We start from the raw sequence: 24219 nt of genomic DNA, 5'->3' as shown, positions 1-24219 counted from the left end.
CAATATCTGCCGCGACTGACATATCTCTCGGAACAGCCCGGATCTCTTCTCACCGATGTCTGATCCTCTACTCTTGATTGCGTGCATACAACGAATACCGCCATGTCAGCAGTAGCGACTACCGGGCTGGGTCCGATCGAGGAACTCGCCTTCGCGCGAGTCCTCCTCGACTCGGTCAAACATGGCAGCCGCGGCGCGACGCTGCGGATGTACCGACCAGCACCGACAGTGGCGTTCGGGGCCAGGGACCGTTTCCTCCCCGGGTTCCCCACAGCCATCGAAGCGGCCCGAGACCATGGTTTCACTCCAGCCCTGCGCAGCCTCGGCGGTCGAGCCGCCGCCTATCATCGCGGATCCCTGGTCATCGACCACATCGAACCCAGTGACGCGTTCATCAAGGACACGACCGCCAGGTTCACCGGATTCGGACGCGACTACGTCGAGGTGCTGCGGGGCATCGGAGTCGACGCCCGCCTCGGCGAGATTCCCGGCGAATACTGCCCCGGTGAGCACAGCGTGAATGTGGCCGGCCGGATCAAGGCGATCGGAACAGCACAGCGCGTGGTCTCGGGCGCCTGGCTGTTCTCGTCATCCGTGATCGTGGAGGATCCCGACCCCATCCGTGCCGTCCTCACCGACGTCGAAGCGGCTCTGGGCATCGAATGGGACCCGGCAACGGGCGGGTCGATCAGTGAGGCTCACCCGGAGGTAACCACGGAGACCGTCGCCGAGGCGTTCGCCGCCTACTATGCCTACGCCGACCCGCACACGCCCGGTGAACCCACCGCCGAGGAGCTGGCGGCATTGCCGGACAAAATCGGCACCCACCTGCTGTGACAAGCACTGCACCACGACACAACCAGGACCCCTGGCTCACGAAACTCAAGCGATTGGAGACCATGACCTCATGAATGTGCGCGAAGCGACGAAGAACGACCTGCCGGACATTCTCCGACTGGTTCATGCTCTGGCAGTCTACGAGCGCGAACCCGAGGCGGTCGAAGCCACGGAAGACGATTTCGCCGCTGTGATGTTTCCAGACGATGGGCGTGCGAACACATACGGGCTCGTCGCCGAGGTGGAGGGACAGATCATCGGCATCGCGATCTGGTTCCACTCCTTCTCCACCTGGACGGGAAAGAACGGGATCTGGTTAGAGGATCTGTTCGTCGACCCCGATCATCGCGGCAACGGGGCAGGAAAAGCCCTGCTGGGACGCTTGGCCCAGATCTGCCAGGAGCGGGGACTGACTCGACTCGAATGGTGCGTCCTCAAGTGGAACGAGCCCTCAATCGGGTTCTACCGCTCACTGGGCTCGCAGGCACAGGACGAGTGGGAGACCTTCCGCCTCGACGGTGCAGCATTGTGCTCCTTCGCCTCCGAGTCGGCTGGACAGTAGCCGCTAGGCAGTCCCGGCTGTGTCTCAGCCTGACGCGTCGAGGTTGAGTTCAACCTCTTCGATCCGCTCGACTGGACGGAACCCGAATCTCTGGTTGATCGCGAGCATGTGCTCGTTCTCTTCGGCGTTGTAGGTGATGATCGCTCGGGCGTCCAAGCCCGCCTGTAAGAACTGATGCGCAGCTGCGGCTTTCACCGCTGCCCCGAGACGATGACCCCGATGCTGGTCACGGACAAGGGTTCCCCACTGATAGACCATGGCCTCGACCGACGAGTGGACCAGCTGAGTGTATGCAGCGATTTCACCGGTTGAGTCGACAGCGATCGCTGCGAAGCTTGTTCGCCACTGCCTGACGAAGATGGCCTCTTGTTCGCGGATGTCTTCCGCCGAGGTGACCTCGGGTTCGACATCTCGATCCCCCGTGGGCGCATCGGTTTCGATGAGGCCCTCCATGAGAGCCCATTGCTCGACGAACGCCTCCGGCACGTCTCCGGACCAGGAGTGGAGAACGTACCCTTCGTGGAACGGTCGCGCTTCATCGGCGATCGTCCGAACGAGCGCGGGGTCCAGCGGCAGCTGGCATTCACTGCGGAGGTCTCCGATGGCAGAGGCGAAACCGTGGTGTTCGGCGAAGGCGATCCCGGGCACTGTGATCTCGGCATCGGCAGATCCTTCGCCTGCCTTCTCGTCGCGGTAGGGACGGAAGACCTCCGAGGCGATCACTCGTCGGTCCAGCTCCCGGGTGCGTGAGCGAACGAATTCGAGCATCGCGGAGCCGACACCTCGGCGCCGGGATCCGGGTTCGACGTAGAGTCCCAGGTCGACTCTGTGCAGGTTATCGCTGAGCGGCATCGTCAGCGTGATTGCGCCGATCGCCGAATCGGCTTCCGCTGCTCCGTGTACGAGGTAGACCTCGGTCGTTGACGAGCTTCGCTGCGTGCGCAGTTCGGCGCTCAGTTCGGCTTCGGGCCATACCGGAGCATCCGGACCTCGATCGTGGGAGCTCGCCGCAGCGAACACCCCGTGCCACGCGTGGAAAGCGTCGTCACCGGCTGGGTCATTGAGGTGGATCGAAAGCGATGGTGCATCTGCCATGGTTCGGACTCCATTGTCTGAGGCCTGTGTTCGCTCTGCCCTGTGCGATCAGGTGCGAGTCGAGGACGATCTGTGCCGATCCTCCGCGGAGAAACCGACACAGATCGTCCTCAACTCGTCGCGCTGAAGAAGCTGGTCGAAGCTCGAGGCACGCAACGCCGGAGCGTAAGCACCTCAATCGCTCCCTCAGGGAGTCTTCGGCCTAGCCGTCGTGGACTTCTTCGCCGCGGTCGTTGACTTGGCGGTCGTTGACTTGGCAGCCGTTGATTTAGCGGTCGTCTTCTTCGCCGCAGTCGACTTCGTCGCAGTCGTCGACTTAGCTGCGGTCTTCGCTGGAGCCTTCTTGGCAGCAGTGGTCTTCGCAGCCGTCGACTTCTTCGCAGGAGCCTTCTTGGCCGGAGCCTTTTTGGCGGGCGCCTTCTTCTTGGCTGGTCCCTTCGCACGCTTCTCAGCCAGGAGCTCGGCGGCGCGAGAGAGGGTCATCGACTCGACTGAATCGTCCTTGCGCAGAGTGGCGTTGAACTCGCTGTCGGTGACGTAGGGGCCGAAACGACCGTCCTTGACGACGACAGGCTTCTTCGACACCGGGTCCTCGCCGAGTTCCTTCAACGGTGCTGCCGCTTGGCGACCGCCGCGCTGCTTCGGCTGAGCGTAGATCTTCAGCGCCTCTTCCAAGGTGATGTTGAAGATCTGATCTTCCTCGGTCAGCGACCGTGAGTCGGTGCCCTTCTTCAGGTACGGTCCGTAGCGGCCGTTCTGGGCGGTGATGTCGGTGCCTTCTTCGTCCTGGCCGACGACGCGGGGAAGGCTGAGCAGAGTCAGTGCCGTCTCAAGGTCGATCGAATTCAGGTCCATGGACTTGAACAGGGAGCCGGTGCGAGGCTTAGGCTTCTTCGCTCCGCGCTTGGGCTTCTCTTCAGGTTCGGGCAGGACTTCGGAGACGTACGGGCCGAAACGCCCGTTCTTCGCCACGATCGTGTGTCCGGTCTCGGGGTCGACACCGAGTTCACGGTCACCGTCGCCCTGCGATTCGATGAGTTCAGCGGCCTTGGCTGCTGTCAGCTCATCCGGTGCCAGGTCTTCGGGGACCGACACACGCTTCGGGTCGGCACCCTCTTCGGTGGCCGGAACCTCGAGGTACGGGCCGTAACGACCCACACGCAGGTTCACACCCTCGCTGATGACGACGGTGTTGACCTCACGGGCATCGATGTCGCCGAGGTCATCGACGACTTCTCTCAAGCCTTCACGGTCCTGGGACTTGTCACCGAAGTAGAAGCTGGCCAACCACGCATTGCGGTCTTCCTCGCCCATGGCGATGCGGTCGAGCTCGGACTCCAAATCGGCGGTGAACGCGTAGTCGACGAGCCTGGTGAAGTGCTCTTCGAGGAGACGGACGACCGAGAATGCCAACCAGCTGGGCACCAATGCGTTGCCGCGAGTCGTGACATAGCCGCGGTCCTGGATCACGGAGATCGTGGCTGCGTAGGTCGAAGGACGGCCGATGCCGAGTTCTTCGAGCTGTTTGACCAGGCTGGCTTCTGTGAAGCGTGGTGGTGGAGCCGTTGTGTGCCCGTCGGCTTCGGCCTTGACCACGGACAGCGACTGTCCCTCTTCGACCTGGGGCAGTCGTGACTCGTCCGATTTCTTGTCATAGCGTCCGGCGTCGGTGCCCTCTTCGTAGGCTGCGAGGAACCCTCGGAAGGTGATGACGGTGCCACTGGCACTGAAGCCGGCGTCGTGGCCGTCGGCGAGGTCGGCGCGGACCTTGATCGTTGCGGTCTTGCCCTTGGCGTCGGCCATCTGGCTGGCGACGGTGCGCTTCCAGATCAGGTCGTAGAGGCGGAATTCATCACCGCTGAGTGATTTCGAGACCTGAGCTGGTGTGCGGAAGGAATCACCGGAGGGACGGATCGCCTCGTGAGCCTCCTGCGCTGACTTCTGCTTGCCCGAGTAGGTGCGAGGCGACTGCGGGACGAATTCGGGACCGTAGAGTTCGGTCACCTGCTTGCGAGCAGCGGAGATCGCCTGGCCCGACAGCGATGAGGAGTCGGTACGCATATAGGTGATGTAGCCGTGTTCGTACAGCGACTGGGCGGTGCGCATGGCCTGACGGGCGCTCATGCGCAGCTTGCGGCCGGCTTCCTGCTGCAGGGTCGAGGTCGTGAACGGAGCGGCCGGTTTGCGTGAGTACGGCTTCGATTCGACGGCCGTGACCGTCAGCGCGTCCTTCGCGGTGCCGTTGAGTTCTGTGGCCAAGGACTCGGCCCTGGCCTGGTCGACGACAATGGCCGAAGAGTTCTTCAGTTCGCCCTTGTCGTTGAAGTCGCGGCCCGAGGCCACACGTGAGCCGTCGAGGGTCGACAGATTCGCTGCAAATGGGCTGGTGCCGTCGGGCAGTCCCAGGTCGACGTCGAGGTCCCAGTAGTCGGCGGAGACGAAGGCCATGCGTTCGCGTTCGCGTTCGACGACAAGGCGCGTCGCCACGGACTGGACACGGCCAGCAGAGAGGCCAGCACGGATCTTGCGCCACAGGACCGGTGAGATCTCGTAGCCGTAGAGCCGGTCGAGGATACGGCGAGTCTCCTGCGCGTCGACGAGTGCGGTGTCGATCTCACGGGTGTTCTCCAAAGCCCGTTCGATGGCCTCGGGGGTGATCTCGTGGAAGACCATGCGCTTGACGGGGATCTTCGGCTTGAGGACTTCGAGAAGGTGCCAGGCAATGGCCTCACCTTCGCGGTCCTCATCTGTTGCGAGATAGAGTTCGTCGGCGTCTTTGAGGAGGCGCTTGAGTTCGGTGACCTTCTTCTTCTTGCCCGGGTCGACACGGTAGTAAGGGTCGAAGTTGTTGTCGACGTCGACAGCAAACTTGCCGTACGGACCCTTCTTCATGTCTGCCGGGAGTTCGGACGGGGTGGGAAGGTCGCGGATGTGGCCGACCGACGCCTCAACGTCGTAACCCTCTCCGAGGTACCCAACGATCGTTCGCGCCTTCGTCGGGGACTCGACGATGACGAGACGGCGGGGCTGCTTCTCGGTTGTGGTCACGCTTTCACATTCCTCTCACGGCGCCGGATGATCGAATAAACGGACGATCCGGCCCAATGTAACACTGATGATCGTGCACGACCTGCATCGGGTTGATGCAGTGAATCTCTACGGCAACGGTATTCGATCCTACCGTTATTCCGTCTTCCCACCGTTCACAGGCAGCACTGCGCCAGCGGCGACGAGCTGTCTCACCTGAGCAATGAGCTGGTCTTCGAGCGCGGTCGGGTTGACGTCGAGCAGCTGTGCCAGAGCCACCGCGGTCTGCCGCAGAGACAGGCTGCCGTCGGCAACCGAGACGAAACCGGCTAAGGCCGTATCGAGGTCGAAGACCTGCCCGAATCCGATCCCCTGCTCCAACGTGATCGAGCTCGGATCCGATTCCCCGGGCACATGGTGGCGGTGTTCGACGAGGTCCGGGGATCGGGTGAAGACCGTCTCCGCGATCTCCTCGGCCCCAGCCGTGGCCAGCCACGACTTCAGCTCAAATGTGGTCGCGACGAACTGTCCGAGTCCATGCGGATTGTTCGCAATCGCCGAGGTGGTCCTGACCTTGGTCTTGAACGTGGAGGATGCCTGTTCTGACTTGTGCATGATGACGTAGCCGAAGACGACTTCGCTCACCTCGCGTGTATCGAAGTCGTCCATCCAGGCTGCGGTTGCCTCGTTCCAATCCTGGCCGGCACGAGGAATTCCGCCGTCTCGAATCCACGTCTCCGCATAGGCGACGGGGTCGAGGGCTTCACGTTCGATGACGAGCACTGAGGTGTCCGGGTCGGTAACCCAGGCTTCCGGCCCTGCATCCACCGCCGAGGTGGTCTCCCAGTTCCCGAGGCACACGGACCGTCCTTTCGGTTGGAGATGGTCGGGAATCGCGGTGAACAGGGACCGCACCAACCGGTCGCCGGTCATTCCACCGTCCCGGTACTCGAAGTTGGTCACGGTGGTGCGCGGGGTGATGACGAAGGGAGGATTGGACACGAGCAGGTCGACTGGCTCGGTGAGTGGTTCGAGCATGGACCCTGCCCGGAATTCGATGTTGTCCACGCCGTTGAGTCTCGCGCTGAGTCCGGTCAGGTGCAGGGCTCGCTGTGAGATGTCGGTGGCGATGACGCGGTCGCTGTGGCGGGCCAGAAGCAGAGCTTGGATTCCGCATCCGGTGCCGATGTCGGCGGAGAGTCTGACGTGCTCGCGGGGTGTCAGTGACACGAGTGTGCGTCCTGCCCCTCCGAGGCCGAGCACGAAGTCGCCGTCGAGGACTTCGGGATTGATGAGTGTCCCATGGTCACTGACGAGGTAGAGATTTTCGTCACCGTGACGCAATCCCCGAGGGACGCCGACCGGCAAGTCATAAGGGGTGACCGCGAACGGAGCGGACACGCGTCCATTATCCCCCACCTCGGCGCGGGTGCTGGTTTCGGCGTGGTTGCTCGTCTCGAGCAGTCCACTGTGGATGGCGACTCCGAACGCGTCCTCACCGAGTGCGGCACGCGCCGCTTCGGTGCTGACCGAACGATGGAAGTGAAAGAGCATGGCAAGCGCCGCCAGGTGCTGGTCAAAAGTCGTCTGTGTCTCGGCTGCTTCGAACACCTTCTGGCAGTGGTGGATCGCGGGGGCGGCGTTGTTGCGCACCAGCGCGGAGGCGATGGGTCCACCCCAGAACTGTCGGAGTCGCGGCTCTGTGTATCCAGCCTTGTAGAGTCGGTCTGCCACGAGGGTCATGTCTTGTTCACTCACACACAGATCCTAACGACTGTGCCCCGATGTGTCCGACTGAGCCATAATTGGGGCCATGGCCTCTTCTGCTCTTCTCGACATCGTCACCGGTTTCGGTGCCCGGGATGACCGGATCGTCCACGTGCGCGATATTCCACAGCGGTTCGAACATGAGTCGGACTGGCCGGAGTGGATCGATGAGGAACTCAAACACGCCTGTCATGCCATCGGCGTCGATCAGCTGTGGGACCACCAGTGCGAGGCAGCACAGGCCGCGCGAGACGGATCCGATGTCGTCATAGCCACCCCCACCGCCTCGGGGAAATCCTTGGGATTCTGGCTTCCGGTCCTCGAAGCCATTCAGAGCACCCGCACGAAGCTGCGCACCTCCTCGGCTATCTACATCGCACCGACGAAGGCGTTGGCCGCCGATCAGATGGCGAACTTGGAGAAGCTCATCGTCCAGGGAATGCGGCCGGCGACCTACGACGGTGACACGCCTCAGGAGTCCAAGGACTGGGCCCGGCGGCATGCGAACATCATTTTCACCAACCCGGACATGCTTCATCGTGGGATACTGCCGCAGCATGAACGGTTCTCGCGGCTGTTCAAATCACTGCGCTTCATCGTCATCGACGAGGCCCACCGCTACCGGGGAGTCTTCGGCTCTCATGTCGCACTGATCCTGCGGCGTCTGCTGCGCATCGCCGCCCATTATGGGGCACACCCAGTGGTCATTGGAGCTTCGGCGACGATGGCGAACCCAGATGAGGCGTTCTCCAAGCTCACCGGACGCGAAGTGCACGCAGTCAGTCAGGATTCGTCTCCTCGAGCCCAGGGCAGCTTCGCTCTCTGGGAACCACCGGTCTCTCCGGGAGGCGAGCGCCGCAGCGGACTGGTCGAAGCCGCCGATATCCTCACCGATGCAATGTGTGCAGGGTATCGCTCGATTGCGTTCATCGCCTCCCGTCGCGGCACGGAGGCCCTGGCCTCGACCGTCCGTGACCAGGTCAGTCAGGTCGATGGCTCATTGAAGGACAAGGTCGCGGCCTATCGCGGCGGCTATCTAGCCGAGGAGCGCAGACTTCTCGAATCCGCACTGCGGTCGGGTCGTCTGCTGGCGGTTGCGTCGACGAATGCCCTTGAGCTCGGAATCGACATCTCCGGCCTTGACCTCGTCATCATCTCCGGCTGGCCCGGTACCTTGGCGTCACTGTGGCAGCAGGCGGGACGCGCCGGTCGTGCGGGACAGCGGTGGATGGCCGTGTTCATCGCCCGTGACGACCCGCTGGACACTTATGTTGTGAACCATCCTGAGGTCATCTTCGATGCTCCCGTCGATGCGGGAGTCATCCATCCCGGGAATCCGCATGTTCTGGGAGGGCACCTGTGTGCTGCGGCTGCAGAGGTGCCGTTGCGGGAAGCCGATCTTGTCCATTTTCCGTCCAACTCCGCCGAGGTGCTCGCTGATCTGGTCGAGCGAAAGCTCCTGCGCGCACGCCCTACCGGATGGTTCTGGGCCAAGGATGAACCGGCAGCGAACATGTCTGATATTCGTGGCAGCGGTGGCGGCCAGTTCCGTCTGGTCGAGGCCAGCACCGGTGCACTCTTGGGCACTGTCGATGAGTCCGGGGCCTTCACCGGCGCCCATCCCGGCGCGGTCTACACGCATCAGGGTGCCGATTTCACTGTCCTCGATCTTGATCTCGAGGATCATGTTGCATTCGTGGAGCGCGCCGAGGTCGATTACACGACGCAGGCCCGGTCGCAGACCGAGATCGACATCGTCGGCACCGATCAGCAGCGGGCTCTGCCGTCTGGAGTCACGGTGTGCAGCGGGACTGTCGGCGTGAAAGATCATGTCGTCGCGTACCGGATGCGGGCCAAGCGTGGCGGGGCGATCATCGCCGAACACGAGCTCGATCTGCCCGAACGTTCCTTGGAGACCAAGGCAGTGTGGTGGACGATTCCACAGACCCTGTTGGATGAAGCTGAGATCGTCGCCGCTGACCTGCCCGGCGCCGTTCATGCGGCCGAGCATGCCTCCATCGGCCTATTGCCGCTGTTTGCCGGCTGCGACCGCTGGGACATCGGCGGTGTCTCCACCGCCCGGCACGCTGACACCGGAATGGCCACGGTCTTCGTCTACGACGGTCTTGCCGGTGGTGCCGGATTCGCCGAACGCGGCTATGAGGTCATCGAAGGATGGCTCGGAGCGACACGCGATGCAATCTCGGCGTGCGATTGCGCCGATGGCTGCCCGTCGTGCGTACAGTCACCGAAGTGTGGAAACGGCAATGAACCCTTGGAGAAGGATGCAGCTTTGCGGCTGTTGCGCACCATCTTGGACTGACCAGCTCCTTCATCTCTGACCATCTGTTCTACTTCCCGGCCACGGCCTTCTCCTTCACTTTGGGGAGGGGACCGGGGATGTCGACTTCAACCTGAATATAGGCGCTCTGCTCAGACGTTGAGGCTCGACAGTCGGTGACGGCTGCCCCGTTGCGCTTCGCGACCTCCTTCGCGATGTCGCAGGGTTCACCGGCAGCGAGTCCGCGAACTGCGTCTGCTGCTGCGAGCACGGCCAGATCGGCGGCACTCTGCGCCGTGCTGTGGGCCGCGAAGGCTTGGCTGAGTCCACCGATGGCGGTGACGAGGACCAGGATCATCGAACACAGTCCGGCAACGATATTCGTCACGGCAGTCCGCCTGACGTGTGAGGACCCAGCGCCTCACTGGTAGTGGAGCGGTCGCCCTCAGTTCGCGCCGTTGCCTCGGCCTCGACCTCGTTGATGAAGATGATTGCCGCGGGAAGTTCGATGGTGACGGTCACCGTCGAATATCCGCCTTCGGAACGGACCAGCACTTCGGAGGCCTGTCCGGCGTGCTTCTTCGCTTCGGTCACGACCGCTGCCTGAGGCTCGCCGCGGGCGATTTCCCGGGCCGCAGATCTGGCTGCGTCGAAGGCTCTCAGCTGGGAGAAGCCGACGGCGGCTGCTCCTGTGAGCACGATGATGAGAAGCACGATGGCGGGCATGACGACAGCGAATTCGGCCGTGGCCGTACCCGCATCCCGGTGCTGCTTTCCTCGTCGGTCACAGGAACATCCGGTCGCCACGTCAGGCTCCGAGTCCGAGCGCTGTCTGGATCACGCCGGTGACGAGTTCTTTGATCGGTTCCGATTTCAGAATGACGACCAACAGCGCTGCGAATCCGCAGGCTGCGAGGGTGGTGATCGCATATTCTGCGGTCGTCGCTCCTGCGTCGGGGCCCCATGGTTCTGGGGAGTCGTCCTCTCGCCACGATTCTGCGCTGTCGATGGCGCCTGCAGACGTATCTGGGTCGGTGTCGGTGCTGGTGTCGGTACCGACGCCGCGCGCATCGCCCCATTGCGGGTACAACGGCCCGTCACAGTCCTTCGCCTTAGTTCCTGTGCTCATAGTCTCCTCCTCGTTGAAGCCCCCGTTCGCGGTCTGCGAAGGGAATTTCAGTGTTGGAGGGGACGCGGGCTCACGTCCAGAGCCGACAATCAGGCTGTGGAAACAGGTTCAGCGTCCACAGCCGATACACGCTCGAGTCGAGCCAGACTCCACAGGCTGGCGCACTCGAGTCGGTTCGATCGACTGAGCCTCAACCTGCGAAGCACGGAGTGTGTGGATCAGACGGCCAAGGGTCAGCCTCTGCCTGCCCACTCCTCCTTGAGGATCGCCATCAGGACTTCATCGTGACGGCGACCGTTGAAGAAGACAGCCTCACGACGGCGCCCTTCTTCGACGAATCCGGCCTTCGTGTATGAGGCGATACCGCGAGTGTTGAACGCCCATGTCTGCAGCTCGATACGATTGAGTCCCAACTGCAGGAAGCCGTATTTGATGCCCAAACGCACAGCATCGGAGCCATAGCCGCGGCCGTGGAACTCGGGTCCGAGGATGATGGCCAGGGTGGCGGACTGGTTGACCGAATTCCGGCCGAAGAGTGTCACGTGGCCGACGAATTCTTCGGTCTCGAGCAGTTCGATGCTGAAGCCGACTGCGTTCGTGTCCTTGTTCGCGCTCCACAGCGAGAACTCTTCGGACACTCCGCCTTCGGGACGCGGGAGGACTGTGTGGTTCTGAAGGACCACGATCGAGGGGTCGAACCACCACTGTTCGAGGTAGGGAAGATCCTCTTGCTGGAGCGGACGAAGCCGTACGTGCCGACCTGTGAAGAGGTTGTCAGCGTATGCTTCAGCTTGTTCGACGTTGGACAGTTGATCGAAGGGCGTTACCGGTGCCATCCCCCGACCTTAGCAAGGTCAGCTGAACGGCCGGTCGACGGTCGCTTGAAACAGCCGAAATGGGCACACGACGGGTGGGGTCAGCGAGCGCAGTCGAAGCGTGAAGTCGGCAGGTTGTGTCAGAAGAAGACGGTCGTCAGATCCGATAGCAGCGAAATGACAACGGGAACGACCGATAGCAGCAGGAATGACGGCAGGATGCAGACTCCGAGCGGCACGACAAGTTTGACGCCCAAGGCCGCAGCTGCCTCCTGTCGTCGCCGGCGGGAGGAGTCCCGCAGTTCCTTCGCGACAGACTCGATGAGTGGGGCCGGACCGACGCCCGTGTGTTCAGAGAATTCGAAGACCTCGAGAACGGGAACAAGTCGGTCATCATCGGACAGGTCTTGGCCTCCGATCGTCATGGATCGCGAGATTCGCCCCAGGCGTGATCGGTCGTCTGTCGCCTCGGCGGTCAATGCCAGTGCAACCGGGATCGGCAGCCCGGAGGTGAGGCAGATGGCCACGAGGTCAAGGTCGAAGGCGAGCAGGTCATCGTCTACCCGAGAAACCGGCCGGGTATCAAGCTGCGAATTCCTGCGGGGTTCATCTGCAGCAGTGCGGTCGACGCCATCTCGACCAGAGGAACCGCCAACTCGTACACCCTGCCCGTCGAGCAGACGTCTCAGCCGCCCGTCGGACCTGCCCGACCACAGCAGGGCTCCGATCGCGATGAGTGCGCCCACCAGGACTGCGGTCATATCGTTCAGCGCTCCGCCCGAATCATCATTCGCCTCATCCACCAGCGACCAAGAAAGTAGAGGGCGAATCCACCCCCGATACTCAACCGCCCCGGCAGGCCCGAGAAGAGTTCACCTGGTTGGACGCCGATCAGCAGGCCGAGACCGATACCGATCAGTGGCAGCCAGCTGAGCACGCGGACTGTCGCGCGAGGTCCGGCCATGGCGATACGTCTTTCCCGATCGGCGTCGAGGGCACTGCGCTGTGCCTTCGCATACCGGAGAATCATGTCGGCTGCGGGTGCACCGGACCGTTCCGACACGGTCCACACGGACGACATGCCGGCAAATATTGCGGCCGCTGCCGCTGGCAGTGCCGCTCCCCTGGTGGCAATGGCTCGTCCGGGCTCTTCCCCCAGAGAGATCGCACGTGAGATCGGTGCCAGTTGTGCATTCTGCCTGCTCAGAGTCGCCATCACTGCCTGCGGAGTCATGCCCACCTTGAGCAGATGCGCACAGTTCTCCACCGCTGAAATCGCCCATAGTTTCTCCTGCTCTGGGTCCTCTTTGGTTTGTCGTCGACCCCGGCTGGAGTCGTCTCGGTCCTGACGTGGGCGGAGCAGATCCTGCAGTCGCGCTGCCGGATCCAGCGGTGCGCTGAGGATGATGCTCAGTGCCATCAGCACTCCGAGGGCGGCGATCATCAGGCTGCCTTCTGCTCGAGCACTGCTTCGAATCGGCTCAGCGCACGACGATTGAACGTTCCCTCGGACAGCGGAGAGGGACGACCCCAGACGGGTTCCATCGTGACCCCGCTGCTGTTCTCCCGGATCGGGATTGCCAGTTCCGTGATTCCTCGATCCGCTCCGATTCGTCGCAGGTGGATGACGAGGTCGATGGCGGTGGAAAATTGTGAGAACACGGCTTGTGGACTCATGTTCGCCAAGGCTCCCAGTGCTGCCACGCGGCTGGGTACGGCTTCGGCCGTGTTCGCATGGATTGTGGCGCTGCCGCCCTCGTGGCCGGTGTTCAGTGCCGTGAGCATGTCCCGAACCTCGGCTCCGCGACACTCTCCGACGACGAGGCGGTCGGGGCGCATCCGCAGGGCGTTGCGGACGAGGTCCGTCAACGTCACCTCACCACCGCCTTCGACATTGGCTTGGCGCGCGGCGAGCTGGACCACGTGGGAGTGTCCGACGATGAGCTCCCGAGAGTCCTCGACGATGACGATGCGGTGATCCGAGTCGACAAGCCCCAGAAGCGCGCCGAGGAGGACCGTCTTTCCGGTTCCTGTGCCACCGGAGATGAGGATGTTGGCGCGAGATCGGACCGCTTCGATGAGGAGTTCGTGCACCTCGTCGGGAATGAATCCGCCCGCGCACAGTTGGTCAAAGGTGAAACCAGCGTGCCGGGGAACGCGGAAGGAGATCGTGGTGTGCTCACCGGAGATCGGTGGCACGATCGCGTTCATGCGCACCCCGTCGGGCAGTCTGACATCGACGAACGGCGAGGAATCATCGAGACGCCGGCCGCCCAGAGCCGCCAAGCGCACGGCCAAGGACCGTACTTCGTCCTCGGAGCCCAAAGACAGGTCGAGTAGCTGGGGGCCCGTTCCGGTGTCGGCGAAGATCTCACGTGGTCCGTTGACGAAGACATCGGTGGTGTCGGCAACTTCGAGCACCGATTGGAGGGGGCCGGCACCTGAGAGTTGCGCGGACAGTCGGTTCACAAGTTCGAGGAGGGCGCTGGAACCGAGCACCCGACCGGTCCGTTGAACCGCCTCGGCGACGGCTGCTGTGGTCACTGGTCCCGGATTGTCGAGCAGAGTCTTGCGCACCTCCGCCACGAGCGTGGCGTCGAGCCATTCGCTCAATCCACCCACTCCCCCAGGAGTCGGTCGACGAGCTTTCCCAGCCGTGCCCCGCCCGGTATGCCCTCGCCGCGGTCGACGGCCGCGGACAGACCGCGGTCGTCGCGGATGCTGCCGGCGAGGTCGAGGCCGATGGATTCCGCGAGGAGCTCGGCATCGAGCCCTCCGGCGCCGGTGTCACGAACGACGAGACGAACGTCAGGATGGGATTGGGACAGTCGTTTGGCGACTTGAGATGCCGCCACTGCCGACCTGACCCGTGCCGGGGAGACAAGGAGAACATGATGGCAGCGGCGAGTCCACTGCGGTGGGGCGTGGCGTGGCAGATCCACGATGACGAGTTCGAACGCCTGCCCGGCAGCGGCCAGGAAGTCATCGAAGACATCCGGGTCGAGATCGAGGATGTCGTCCCGGCCCCAGGACAGGATCGCCAGGCCCTCGTGGCGTGGCAATGCCTGACTCAGAGTCGAGGGGCGAAGCTGTCCGCGTGAAGCGCTGAGATCGGCCCAACGGGGTCCGGGGACCTGCTCTGCTCCGAGCACCAGATCGAGTCCACCGCCCAGGGGATCGGCGTCGACGAGGACGGTGCTCACATCCGGTCCGGCGCGGCGGGCGAGAGCACACGAGAGCACCGAAGCGCCCGCTCCTCCGCACCCGGCGACAACTCCGACAGTCACACCAGGTGTCACAGGTGGTTCGACGGCTGCGATCATGCGTCCGCTCAGCCATTCGGCGGCAGAGGGCAGAACCGCCAATTGTTCGACGCCGAGGTGGGCCGCACGTTTCCATGCCGAGCTGGGTTCATCCCCGTCAAGGACGACGAGGATGCGGTCCGCATGGTCGGTGGGCGGGGCTTCGCGAACGTCCTCGCCGAGGAGAATGAGCGAAGCGTTCTGCCAACCGCCCGAATCCGGAGGCAGAACCTTGAGTGAGATGCCGATGCTTTCGGCCACTCGTGCGCATTCGTCGGTGATGGCGCCGAGGTCGGTGATGAGTGCTACCTGCATGTTCACAGCGTGGTCCTGCCCTCCTCGTTGAGGACAGCACGGATAGACAGCCTGTGGACAGAACACAGAAGGGGCGGCTCCTGTGCGCTTAAGTCACAGGAGCCGCCCCTGTCTGGTCGGCTTGAGCATCTGGCCTGGCCATGTGCCCCACGGGCGCGGTTCGGCGCTTTCAGCTCAGTTGGTCAGACGTCGTGTGCTCGGATCATTGTCCACAAGCCCGAGCACACGAGTCGACCGATATGGAATCAGCCCCGCTGGACACCTTCGGTGTTGCGCAGGAGTCCTTCACGACCGTCGGAATCACGGACCTTGAACCACGAACCGTTGTCCTCGAGCCCGAGGAACCAGTCTCCCGGGTAGATCGTGAACACCGGCATACCGGTGGTCGCATCCACGGCTTCGCGCGGTTCGGGAACGGCGAACCAGAACGCTTGGATGACGGTCTGGCCATTTCCGTGGTTGGCCCCGCCCTGATCAGCGTCATTCCGGTTCTCACCCGCCCCGTCCTCGCGGTCGTCAGGATTATTGCCGGGCTGAACTGCGCTCTGGACGACAGTCTCGTCCTCGTCGACCGTGGAGGTGTTCGACGACGAATTCGATGAAACGTTCGCAGCTCCGAACTGTGGAGCTGAGGGCGCATTCTCGGCGTTGTCTCCGGCACGTCCCCTTGCTTCTCCGGTGTCCGAGCCGCTGCCGCTGTGACCGTTATTGCTGCGGTCGTCATTGCTGTGACCGCCGACGGGCACATACTGCGTCGGTTCGTCAGCTTCCGGATGAGTCTGACGTTCCGAATCGGACTCTGCAACGCTGGTTGCGGCGGATCCGTTGACGACAGTGGCGTCGCCTCCTGTCGTGCTGCCCTCGCTGCGGTCGGCATTCGCAGAGTCGGCTGAATCGGCTGAGTCAGTCGAGCCGTTCGAATCGTTCTCCGGCTTCAGCGCTACTCCCTCGGAGGCACGAACGTTGGTGTCCGAGTCGTGAGCGTTGACCTTCGTGGCGAACGAACTGCCCTCCGCAGGAGAAGCAGAATCGTCGCCGATCAGTGCTGAGGACTCTTCCGGAGACGATGTCGCGGTCTCACCTGCAACATGATCGGTTTCGCTGTCGGTCTGTGCGCCAGTTGCCTCGGAATCGGTGTCCGTGCTCGGGGCGGCATGCCGTCCGCGCCGACGTTCCGATTCAGAACCGTTTTCGGAATCCGAGCTCCGGTCCGAATCCGAGCTCGCGGATGCTGCTCCGGCAACAGCTGCACCGGCGCCCAAGACGCCTGCACCTGCGACAGCAGCAGTCGTGCCCGCTCCCGACGAATCGTTGTCACCGCTGTCAGACTGTGGGGCGCTGACGTTTGAACTGTCAGCAGGCACCGGAGCCTGAACTGCTGTTTCACCGTCATTGCTCCACGGCGACTCTTCACGATGAGCACCGAAGCCAAAAGTCTGCGTCGGTTCACTCTGAGTGTGCTGTGGGTCTTGTGGGTGCTGGTCGCCCAGGTAGGTCTGACCTGACCCGGTGTTCTGCACTGCCTGGTCCGCCGAGTCATCGGCAGCCGCTGCAGAGTCAAAAGACGACTCCTGCGCCTGCTGCTCGGGTGGAGCATATGGACTGTTGCCACCGGTTCCGATCGGCTGACCGAACTGGTCTTGTCCACCGGGCTGGCCGTTCTGCTCCGGCGCAGCGAACTGCCCCGACTGGCCTGGCTGGCCGAACTGCCCTTGCTGATCGTGCTGGCTGAACTGATTCGCTCCACCCTGCTGACCGGGCTGTCCGAACTGATCGGCGCCACCTGGCTGACCGGGCTGTCCTGGCTGTCCCCCTGCGCCGAACTGGTTCTGTCCATCGTACTGTCCGGGGCCGCCTGGCTGTCCCGGATGCATAGGGGCACCTGGCTGACCCTGCGAACCGATCGGACCGTTGGGCTGGCCGCCATTGGGCTGGCTACCGTAGGGCGCACCGAACCCACCCGGGCCGTTGTGGGCACCTGGCATATTCGCTACTGGGGCTGGGTGCGGCACGCTCTTGGTCACCGGGCGTGCCTTCGGATGCGCGGCAACGTCCTCGCGAATCACGAACTCCTTGTTGAAGAAGGGGAGCATTGTGAATACGCCCGCAAAGAAGGCAATCAAAGCTGCGAAGAACGCGAGGTACGCTCCGACGTGCCAGAACTGAACCGAGGTCAGCAGATGAACGAATGCGAAGGTGAACGCAGCACCGGAGAGAACCGAGATCGCCTGATCAAGACTGAGGGAACCGACCTTGAGACTGCCGTTGCCGAATTTGCCGACAAGGACAGCAGCCACGATCAACCAGATTCCGAACACATCGAAAGTCAGGGTGCCCATAGCGTCGATGGACCACTGCCACATCGACCACGAGACGAATCCAGCGGTCTTGAACGGCACGAAGAGAACAACCAGCGAAAGAAGTCCCGCGAAGAGCAGGAACAGATCGCGCAGGGTCAGCGGACCGAGAAGACCCGGTCCGGTGCGAGGACTCTTCTGAACGCCAGGCCCCGCAGAGCCGAACTGACCAGGCGCAGAACCATAGGGTCCCGGTCCTCCCGAACCATATGGCCCCGGCGCTGAGCCGTAGGGACCGGGTCCTGGAGCTGAACCGTAAGGGCTCGGGCCGGTGTTCTGCGGGACTGGACCCGAACCGTAGGGTCCTGGTCCGGCTGAACCGTAAGGCCCTGGGCCTCCTGAACCATAGGGTCCCGGTCCACCTGAACCATAGGGACCTGGGCCAGCCGAACCCACAGGACCACCGCCGTACCCTCCGGGCCCGGACGACTGAGATTCATGGCCGGCACCGAAAGCAGGTCCTGATCCGTACGCCGGCCCCTGGCCGAACGGTGGTTGGTTACTCGGCCCGGGGTTCTGCGCGTGCGGATCGTGCCACTGCTGTGGTCCCGATCCGGTGGGGTGCTGCGGCGAACTCATCGATTGCTCCAGTCGCTCGTGGGGACAGGGTCGTCAAACTTCATGTGTCTGTCTAGTTTCCATCCTGACAGACTCCGACCCCATCCTTGCAGAACAGGACCCCCTGCGCACTCCTTCTGTGCCGCCTGTCAGCTGTCGTTGAATATCAGGATGGGCCTCGCTCCCGTTTCACTCGGCTCATAGAGTGTGCCGTATAGCACAGGCTCTGTGCGATTGCTACCCCCGCAAACCACCGTTCATCGAACGGACGACGGTGCCCCCGGGGCCCTTCTCGGGTATACAGTGCAACTAGAATTTTCGATCCATCAATGAAGCCGGAGGGAAAAATGACCGACAGCACAGCAGAATCCGAAACCTTTGCCCCATCTGAAGAGTTCGTTGCTGCCGCCAATGTCAAGGCCGACGAATACGAACGTGCCGATGCCGATTACCTGAGCTTCTGGGCCGAGCAGTCTCGTGACCTCGTTGACTGGAACGAAGACTTCGGCGAAGTGCTCGACTGGACTGACCCTCCATTCGCCAAGTGGTTCATCGGCGGCAAACTCAACGTGGCCTACAACTGCCTCGACCGCCACGTCATCGCGGGCAACGGCGATCGCGTTGCCATCAACTTCGAGGGGGAACCCGGCGACTCCCGTTCCTTCACCTACGCAGAACTGCTCGCCGAAGTGTCCAAAGCGGCCAACGCCCTCACCGACCTCGGGGTCAAAGCCGGAGATCGCGTGGCAATCTACCTGCCCATGATCCCTGAAGCGATGATCTCAATGCTCGCCTGCGCCCGCCTCGGCGCAGCCCATTCTGTTGTCTTCGGCGGCTTCTCTGCCGACGCGCTGCGCTCACGCATCATCGATGCCGAGGCACGCGTGGTCATCACCGCGGACGGCAGCTACCGCCGCACCAAGGCCACCAGCCTCAAACCCGCCGTCGACGAAGCTATGTCGCACGGAGACACTCCCGTCGAAACCGTTCTCGTGGTCCGCCGCACCGGTCAGGACGTCGAAATGGTCGACGGCCGGGATCAGTGGTGGGACGAGACCATGGAAACCATGAGTCCTGAACACGAATGCGAGTTCTTCGATTCCGAGAACCCGCTGTTCATTCTCTACACCTCGGGAACGACAGGTAAGCCGAAAGGCATTCTGCACACTTCAGGCGGATACCTCACTCAGGTGCTCTACTCCATGAAGGCCGTCTTCGACATCAAGCCCGAATCCGATGTCTTCTGGTGCACGGCCGACGTCGGCTGGGTCACCGGACATTCCTACGTCACCTACGGTCCGTTGGCCGCTGGCGTCACGCAGATTGTCTACGAAGGCACACCCGACACTCCTCACCAGGGCCGCTGGTGGGAGATCATCGAGAAGTACAAGGCAACGATCCTCTATGCCGCACCGACGGCGATCCGCACGTTCATGAAATGGGGCGAGGAGATCCCAGCCAAGTACGATCTCTCCAGCCTTCGCCTGCTCGGCAGCGTCGGCGAACCGATCAACCCGGAAGCCTGGCGCTGGTACCACCGCGTCGTCGGCGGTGAGAATTGCCCCATCGTCGACACCTGGTGGCAGACGGAGACCGGCGCGCATATGATCGCTCCGCTTCCCGGTGTGATGTCGACGAAGCCAGGATCCTCGCAGCGTCCCATTCCCGGCGTCTCCGTCGATGTCGTCGACGATGAGGGCAACAGCCCCGCCGGCCCAGAGGGCGGGCTGCTCGTCATTCGTCAGCCGTGGCCGTCCATGCTGCGCGGTATCTGGAAAGATCCCGAGCGCTTCAAAGAGACCTATTGGTCACGCTTCGAGGACACCTATTTCGCAGGGGATGGTGCCAGGCGCGATGAAGATGGTGACATCTGGTTCCTCGGGCGTGTCGATGACGTGATGAACGTGTCGGGGCACCGTCTGTCGACTACTGAGATCGAGTCCTCCTTGGTTGCTCACCCCTATGTCGCCGAGGCAGCTGTGGTCGGAGCTGCCGACGATACGTCCGGTCAGGCCGTCGTCGCGTTCGTCATCGTGGGCAACGATGTCGAGGACTCTCCGGAAACGTCCGAGACGCTGCGGAAGCATGTCGGCAAGGACATCGGGCCGATCGCGAAGCCGAAAAAGGTTCATATCGTGTCCGAACTGCCGAAGACACGCTCCGGCAAGATCATGCGCCGCCTGCTCAAAGACGTCGCCGAACACCGCAAGGTGGGAGACTCCTCGACCCTGGCCGACTCCTCGGTCATGGACCTGATCGAAGAATCTGTGTCGAAGGACTGATCCTGCTGCATTAAGGCGACACTGAGGCAAACCCGCCGGTGAGAACGGATGCTCGCAAAGAGCCGTTCCGGATTCATCTGGCGGGTTTTTCTCGTTTTACTGCCCGTATTTCTTTGGTCACCGGGCGCGTTCAGACTACTCTTAAGAAAGATTGTCCAAGTTTTTGTCGATAGGAGCACTCATGGCTGAGAGGTCGATCAGCGAACTGATCAAAGGCATCGGCGACGATTCCAAAGCGATCGCCGAGGAAGAAATTGCGCTGGCCAAGGCTGAAGCCACAGCCGGGGCGAAGAACTTGGGCATTGGATCGGCACTTGCTGTCGTGGCCCTGTTTTTCTTGTTCTTGTCATCGTTCATGGTGATTTTCGCCGGGGCCGCCGCATTCCACGAGGGCCTGGGTTGGCCGTGGTGGGGAAGCTTCCTCATTGTCTTCGGCATCCTCGCGGTGCTCGCCATCATCCTCGTTCTGATTGCCCTGCCGCTGTTCAAGAAGGGCAACCCGGTTCCGGGCACAGCGATCGATTCGGCCAAGTCGTTGTTCGCCTCGGTCAAGCGCGCACTGAAGAACCCTTCAGGTCCGCGTTACTGACAGATCTCGCAACAAAGCACAGCAGAACAGCTCCACACTCGGTGGCGTCGGGCTCGGCCCGGCGCCACCGAGTGCATTCACTCGGCAGGCATTGTGATGATGTACGCGCAGATCTTTTCGCCGAACAGGAATTCGACCGGGCTGCTCTCGCGACGTGATCGTGGCTTGTCATGTGGCTGTCTTCGTTTTTTCGGCGGGCCGTGGGCCCGGCTGGTTTCCGGGCGACGTCGTCGCTTCGTCACGTCGAACTCACCCTCGGCTGCCTCAACCTCACCAGGTTTGCTCTCGGCTGCCTCAACCTCACTGTCGACTGCAGAGGACTTGCCGGCGCGGGAGTCGATGGGTTTGGTCCGGGTCTCGTAGCGGTTGCCCGTCGGGGTCTTCACAATCAGCTTCTCGGGAGTCGCTAAGTGCTTCCGACCGTTGAGTTCCTTGACGAAGTTACAGGCGGCGCACAGGCCCGAGGCGTTGTCCCAATCCGTATCGCCGCCGGCGGCGAAGGCTCTGGCATGGTCGGCGTGCTTGATCTGTGCATCGCACCACGGTGAGCGGCAGACGTCGTCACGAATGACGATCATGCGTCGCAGCAGCCCGGGGAACTCCCTACGCCGGGAATCCATGCGCACCAGCTGGCCGTCGTCGGGGCGTGCATAGAGCCTGCGCAGGAAGACGGCCGCTTCGTTCCCTGCCACGAACTTCCGGGCGGCTCCAGCGGGTACGGGGCCGAAACCCGGAAGCCAGGCCGGCTCCTCGCCGGCGCACACCAAGCTGTCATCATTCATCACAAGATGGATCTCGGTCGGAACCGCGGCGGCACACTCCTGGCCAGTTGTCCGCTCGACGAGCAGGTCCGCTATCACCTGGGACTGTGAGCGTTGGCCTGCATCTCCCGTCCCAATCAGGGAGGCCGCCGACTTCTTCAGGTTTGTGTACACGGCCACGGCCTGGAGCATGGGCAGCAGTGCACTGAGATAGGCCATGTTGCCTGGGGCCGGACGAACCGAGACTGCCCGTTCCTCAGTGCATTTCTCAAGGTGCTCAACGGCGGCCTTCTGGTCGACCTGCTGTGCCAGAGCCCGGACTTCGTTGCCCAACCGCCCGACTCCCACCTCGGCGAGGCGATCGGCCATCCGCTCGTCGATCTGTCGACGTTTGTCCCGGGGAAGCCCATCGGTTTCCTTCGCAACGGCACGAGCCTTCTCTTCGGATGTGCGGCCGGATTTCAGCGCCGAATAAGTCTGGGGCAGATCGATGAGCAGGGAGCGCGAGAATTTCAGCAGCGTGCTGCCTCGGGCTCGGGAGACTTTGCGGGCGAGTGCGATCTCTGCGCCGACACTCTTGCCCTGCATTCTGCTTGGCACTCCGTCTTCGGCTTCGCTGTTGCGTCGGTGCATGTCGAAGGTCAGGGTTTCCCTGGCTTGGGCAGCGGTCGCGGCAGACGTCAGTTCCTCGAGTGCAGTGATCCGAGCGATCGCCTCAACCTCGCTGAGGGCCGGAGGCAGATTCGACAGCACCTCATGCCACCGGTGGATCTCGGTGGTGACGTCGGGAACCGTCTCTGCTTCCATACCAAACAGGCTAGTACTCGCCAATGACACGACATTTGCCGCGAGCCCTCACCGCCGAAACGAAGGAAGCACCGGCCTCAGAAGTCGATATCGATATGGACGTCGCGGTCCCAGTCCGTCGCCCAGCCGAGGTGATCGAGAGCGAAGTCGAGGATGCCCGCTGTGAAGCCCCACACCTTGAGCACTCCGACGTCGAAGGCCGGAGTGGTGAGCTTCAGATCCGGCCGGGAGAACGTGCCCCGATTGGCCGGTGCCACCAGGTCAGCGGCAGAGATTCGGTAGACGGAATACGACTCTGACTTGTCCATCACTCGCACCGCCCCCGGCTGCGCCCAGTACCCGATGACAGGGGTGACCTGGAACTTGCTGACGGGAATGTAGAGCGAGTCCATCTGCCCGAGCACCTCGACCGTCGAGGGCACAATCCCAGCTTCCTCCTGCGCCTCACGCAGTGCCGCAGCGGCCAAGGAGTCGTCTTCCGGGTCCCGCCCGCCACCGGGAAAAGCCACCTGCCCGGGATGGTTGCGAAGCGTGCTGGCCCGCTGGAGCAAGACGATATCGACATCGTCGACGCCGAAGTCAGCCAAGCGTGATGACTCGGCTCGGCCGGCGTCTGTGCGCGGTTGCCCTCCCCTGCCGAAGAGCATGAGGACGGCGGCATCATGCACCGAACCGTCGTCGGGAGCCTGAGCGAGTCGCAGCCATTCGGGTGAACCATTCGAGGCAGCCAGGTGTTCCAGTTGGGTTCGCAGCGTCTGATCGTGTGCGACGGAGTCATGCCCGCTCATCCCTTGCCCAGAGGTTCCCTGCCCGGTCAAACTCTGTCCCACCTGCGAATGCTCATACGCTTCGGCGCTCATGCTTCAGGCGCCATTTCGAATCGGAGCATCGCGCGCGCCTTCTCCGGCTCCAGTTCCCCGGTCCCGAACGAGGGACACAAAGCCATCAGTGGGCAGACTCCGCAGGCGGGTCTGCGCGAGTGGCAGATGCGCCGTCCGTGGAAGATGACGCGGTGGGAGAGCAGGGTCAGTTCTTTCTTCGGGAACAATGCCGCGATGTCGTGTTCGGCCTTGACCGCATCAGTTTCGTCGGTCCAGCCGAGCCTGCGTGCCAATCGCCCCATGTGCGTGTCCACGGTCAGGCCGGGGGTGTCGAACGCGTTGCCGAGCACCACATTCGCGGTCTTTCGTCCGACACCGGCAAGCTTGACCAGCTTGTCCAAGGAGTTCGGAACCTCGCCGTCGTAGGTGTCGACGAGTTCGTTGGCGAGTTTGACGATGTTGCGGGACTTCGCCCGGTAGAAGCCGGTCGAGTGGATGAGCTCCTCGACCTCGATGAGGTTGGCCACCGCGAGGCTGTGCGCATCAGGGAAGACAGAGAACAGTCCCGGTGTCACCGCATTGACCCTGATGTCTGTGGTCTGCGCGGAAAGGACCGTGGCGATGAGGAGTTGGAACGGGGTCTCGAAGTCGAGCTCGCATTTCGCATTCGGGTACACCTCCGCGAGGATGCGATGAATCTTCCTGGCCCGTCGGGTCTTGCCCAATGGGGTTTCCTTGGCGAACTTCCGCGCGCTCTTCTCTGCCACCGTCAACACGACTCACCATCCTAATCCGTGCCCCGGATTTCCGCAGTTGCGTGCCTCACATCGCCGAGGTGGCCCTACACTGACCCGGCGAACGGGAACGTTCGCACGCAACCGTGGCCCACCTCGGCGAGGGCGGAAGAAACGCAA

The 24219-nt window shown here is 62.8% G+C and carries 20 protein-coding genes; 5 read left to right on the top strand and 15 right to left on the bottom strand.

All coding sequences use genetic code 11. The features are described from left to right. The first annotated feature begins 102 nt into the window (after positions 1 to 102). Both INT29_RS14285 and INT29_RS14280 read left to right on the top strand, forming a co-directional pair. Complete coding sequence (locus INT29_RS14285) at positions 103 to 837, top strand: biotin/lipoate A/B protein ligase family protein (RefSeq protein ID WP_226831496.1); 735 nt, start codon at positions 103 to 105, stop codon at positions 835 to 837. A gap of 70 nt (positions 838 to 907) precedes the next feature. Continuing rightward, complete coding sequence (locus INT29_RS14280) at positions 908 to 1399, top strand: GNAT family N-acetyltransferase (protein WP_193072028.1); 492 nt, start codon at positions 908 to 910, stop codon at positions 1397 to 1399. 24 nt (positions 1400 to 1423) lie between these two features. Here INT29_RS14280 and INT29_RS14275 read toward each other — a convergent pair whose 3' ends face one another. The 3 genes from INT29_RS14275 to INT29_RS14265 all read right to left on the bottom strand — a co-directional run bounded on the left by INT29_RS14275 (position 1424) and on the right by INT29_RS14265 (position 7279). Further along, positions 1424 to 2494, bottom strand: a complete 1071-nt coding sequence (locus INT29_RS14275; RefSeq protein ID WP_193072027.1) for a GNAT family N-acetyltransferase — start codon at positions 2492 to 2494, stop codon at positions 1424 to 1426. Between the two features lie 186 nt (positions 2495 to 2680). Further along, positions 2681 to 5542, bottom strand: a complete 2862-nt coding sequence (gene topA / locus INT29_RS14270) for a type I DNA topoisomerase (protein ID WP_193072026.1) — start codon at positions 5540 to 5542, stop codon at positions 2681 to 2683. 135 nt (positions 5543 to 5677) lie between these two features. Next, positions 5678 to 7279 carry a class I SAM-dependent methyltransferase gene (locus INT29_RS14265; protein WP_319020914.1) on the bottom strand — a complete coding sequence of 534 codons (1602 nt, stop codon included), beginning with the start codon at positions 7277 to 7279 and terminating at the stop codon, positions 5678 to 5680. 55 nt (positions 7280 to 7334) lie between these two features. On the opposite strand from INT29_RS14265, the gene INT29_RS14260 reads away from it, so the two are divergent. Next, the gene (locus INT29_RS14260; RefSeq protein ID WP_193072025.1) at positions 7335 to 9611 is read left to right on the top strand and encodes a DEAD/DEAH box helicase; all 2277 of its coding nucleotides are present in this window, start codon (positions 7335 to 7337) and stop codon (positions 9609 to 9611) included. 28 nt (positions 9612 to 9639) lie between these two features. Here the strand turns inward: INT29_RS14260 and INT29_RS14255 are convergent, their stop codons facing one another. The 9 genes from INT29_RS14255 to INT29_RS14215 form a co-directional block, all read right to left on the bottom strand. Beyond that, positions 9640 to 9957, bottom strand: coding sequence for an Rv3654c family TadE-like protein (locus INT29_RS14255; RefSeq protein ID WP_101570698.1), 318 nt, complete (start codon positions 9955 to 9957; stop codon positions 9640 to 9642). Then, positions 9954 to 10376 (bottom strand): TadE family type IV pilus minor pilin, encoded by a 423-nt coding sequence (locus INT29_RS14250; RefSeq protein WP_193072024.1) that lies wholly within the window; start codon positions 10374 to 10376, stop codon positions 9954 to 9956. Before INT29_RS14250 ends, INT29_RS14255 begins: the two co-directional genes overlap by 4 nt. A gap of 1 nt (position 10377) precedes the next feature. Next, positions 10378 to 10698, bottom strand: a complete 321-nt coding sequence (locus INT29_RS14245; RefSeq protein WP_193072023.1) for a DUF4244 domain-containing protein — start codon at positions 10696 to 10698, stop codon at positions 10378 to 10380. Between the two features lie 233 nt (positions 10699 to 10931). After that, a complete protein-coding gene (locus tag INT29_RS14240) occupies positions 10932 to 11534 on the bottom strand; it encodes a GNAT family N-acetyltransferase (RefSeq protein WP_101570704.1) in 603 nt (200 codons plus the stop codon). Between the two features lie 119 nt (positions 11535 to 11653). Next, positions 11654 to 12274: a type II secretion system F family protein gene (locus INT29_RS14235; protein ID WP_193072022.1), complete on the bottom strand. Its 621-nt coding sequence runs from the start codon at positions 12272 to 12274 to the stop codon at positions 11654 to 11656. A 5-nt stretch (positions 12275 to 12279) separates the two neighbouring features. Further along, complete coding sequence (locus tag INT29_RS14230; protein ID WP_193072021.1) at positions 12280 to 12957, bottom strand: type II secretion system F family protein; 678 nt, start codon at positions 12955 to 12957, stop codon at positions 12280 to 12282. Next, positions 12957 to 14126: a TadA family conjugal transfer-associated ATPase gene (locus INT29_RS14225; protein WP_193072020.1), complete on the bottom strand. Its 1170-nt coding sequence runs from the start codon at positions 14124 to 14126 to the stop codon at positions 12957 to 12959. Before INT29_RS14225 ends, INT29_RS14230 begins: the two co-directional genes overlap by 1 nt. Then, positions 14123 to 15130: a septum site-determining protein Ssd gene (ssd, locus tag INT29_RS14220; RefSeq protein ID WP_193072019.1), complete on the bottom strand. Its 1008-nt coding sequence runs from the start codon at positions 15128 to 15130 to the stop codon at positions 14123 to 14125. The genes INT29_RS14225 and ssd overlap by 4 nt, the downstream gene beginning before the upstream one ends. 245 nt (positions 15131 to 15375) lie before the next feature. Continuing rightward, a complete protein-coding gene (locus INT29_RS14215) occupies positions 15376 to 18066 on the bottom strand; it encodes a hypothetical protein (RefSeq protein WP_193072018.1) in 2691 nt (896 codons plus the stop codon). Positions 18067 to 18392: 326 nt separating this feature from the next. Here INT29_RS14215 and acs point away from each other — a divergent pair, with 326 nt between their 5' ends. Beyond that, on the top strand, positions 18393 to 20327 hold the full coding sequence (gene acs / locus INT29_RS14210; protein WP_101570717.1) for an acetate--CoA ligase: 1935 nt from the start codon (positions 18393 to 18395) through the stop codon (positions 20325 to 20327). A 181-nt stretch (positions 20328 to 20508) separates the two neighbouring features. Continuing rightward, positions 20509 to 20916: a phage holin family protein gene (locus INT29_RS14205; RefSeq protein ID WP_101570719.1), complete on the top strand. Its 408-nt coding sequence runs from the start codon at positions 20509 to 20511 to the stop codon at positions 20914 to 20916. A 77-nt stretch (positions 20917 to 20993) separates the two neighbouring features. On the opposite strand, the gene INT29_RS14200 is transcribed toward INT29_RS14205, so the two are convergent. The 3 genes from INT29_RS14200 to nth form a co-directional block, all read right to left on the bottom strand. Continuing rightward, a complete protein-coding gene (locus tag INT29_RS14200) occupies positions 20994 to 22484 on the bottom strand; it encodes an HNH endonuclease (RefSeq protein ID WP_193072017.1) in 1491 nt (496 codons plus the stop codon). Between the two features lie 77 nt (positions 22485 to 22561). Next, positions 22562 to 23344, bottom strand: coding sequence for an NUDIX hydrolase (locus tag INT29_RS14195; RefSeq protein WP_101570723.1), 783 nt, complete (start codon positions 23342 to 23344; stop codon positions 22562 to 22564). Then, positions 23341 to 24081, bottom strand: coding sequence for an endonuclease III (gene nth / locus INT29_RS14190; protein ID WP_193072016.1), 741 nt, complete (start codon positions 24079 to 24081; stop codon positions 23341 to 23343). The genes INT29_RS14195 and nth overlap by 4 nt, the downstream gene beginning before the upstream one ends. Positions 24082 to 24219: the final 138 nt, after the last annotated feature.

The sequence above is a fragment of the Brevibacterium sp. FME37 genome (genome assembly GCF_014897485.1).
In the GTDB taxonomy this organism is placed as follows: domain Bacteria; phylum Actinomycetota; class Actinomycetes; order Actinomycetales; family Brevibacteriaceae; genus Brevibacterium.
The sequence above is the reverse complement of the archived record's forward strand: the minus strand, read 5'-3'. Positions and strand labels throughout refer to the sequence as shown.

Bases quoted from the DNA above. Each gene is read 5' to 3' on its own strand.
- INT29_RS14200 (WP_193072017.1), bottom strand. From the start codon at position 22,484: ATGGAAGCAGAGACGGTTCCCGACGTCACCACCGAGATCCACCGGTGG.
- INT29_RS14240 (WP_101570704.1), bottom strand. From the start codon at position 11,534: ATGGCACCGGTAACGCCCTTCGATCAACTGTCCAACGTCGAACAAGCT.
- INT29_RS14215 (WP_193072018.1), bottom strand. From the start codon at position 18,066: ATGAGTTCGCCGCAGCACCCCACCGGATCGGGACCACAGCAGTGGCAC.
- ssd (WP_193072019.1), bottom strand. From the start codon at position 15,130: ATGCAGGTAGCACTCATCACCGACCTCGGCGCCATCACCGACGAATGC.
- INT29_RS14230 (WP_193072021.1), bottom strand. From the start codon at position 12,957: ATGATCGCCGCCCTCGGAGTGCTGATGGCACTGAGCATCATCCTCAGC.
- INT29_RS14275 (WP_193072027.1), bottom strand. From the start codon at position 2,494: ATGGCAGATGCACCATCGCTTTCGATCCACCTCAATGACCCAGCCGGT.
- INT29_RS14285 (WP_226831496.1), top strand. From the start codon at position 103: ATGTCAGCAGTAGCGACTACCGGGCTGGGTCCGATCGAGGAACTCGCC.
- INT29_RS14235 (WP_193072022.1), bottom strand. From the start codon at position 12,274: ATGACCGCAGTCCTGGTGGGCGCACTCATCGCGATCGGAGCCCTGCTG.
- INT29_RS14260 (WP_193072025.1), top strand. From the start codon at position 7,335: ATGGCCTCTTCTGCTCTTCTCGACATCGTCACCGGTTTCGGTGCCCGG.
- INT29_RS14280 (WP_193072028.1), top strand. From the start codon at position 908: ATGAATGTGCGCGAAGCGACGAAGAACGACCTGCCGGACATTCTCCGA.
- INT29_RS14195 (WP_101570723.1), bottom strand. From the start codon at position 23,344: ATGAGCGCCGAAGCGTATGAGCATTCGCAGGTGGGACAGAGTTTGACC.
- acs (WP_101570717.1), top strand. From the start codon at position 18,393: ATGACCGACAGCACAGCAGAATCCGAAACCTTTGCCCCATCTGAAGAG.
- INT29_RS14245 (WP_193072023.1), bottom strand. From the start codon at position 10,698: ATGAGCACAGGAACTAAGGCGAAGGACTGTGACGGGCCGTTGTACCCG.
- INT29_RS14205 (WP_101570719.1), top strand. From the start codon at position 20,509: ATGGCTGAGAGGTCGATCAGCGAACTGATCAAAGGCATCGGCGACGAT.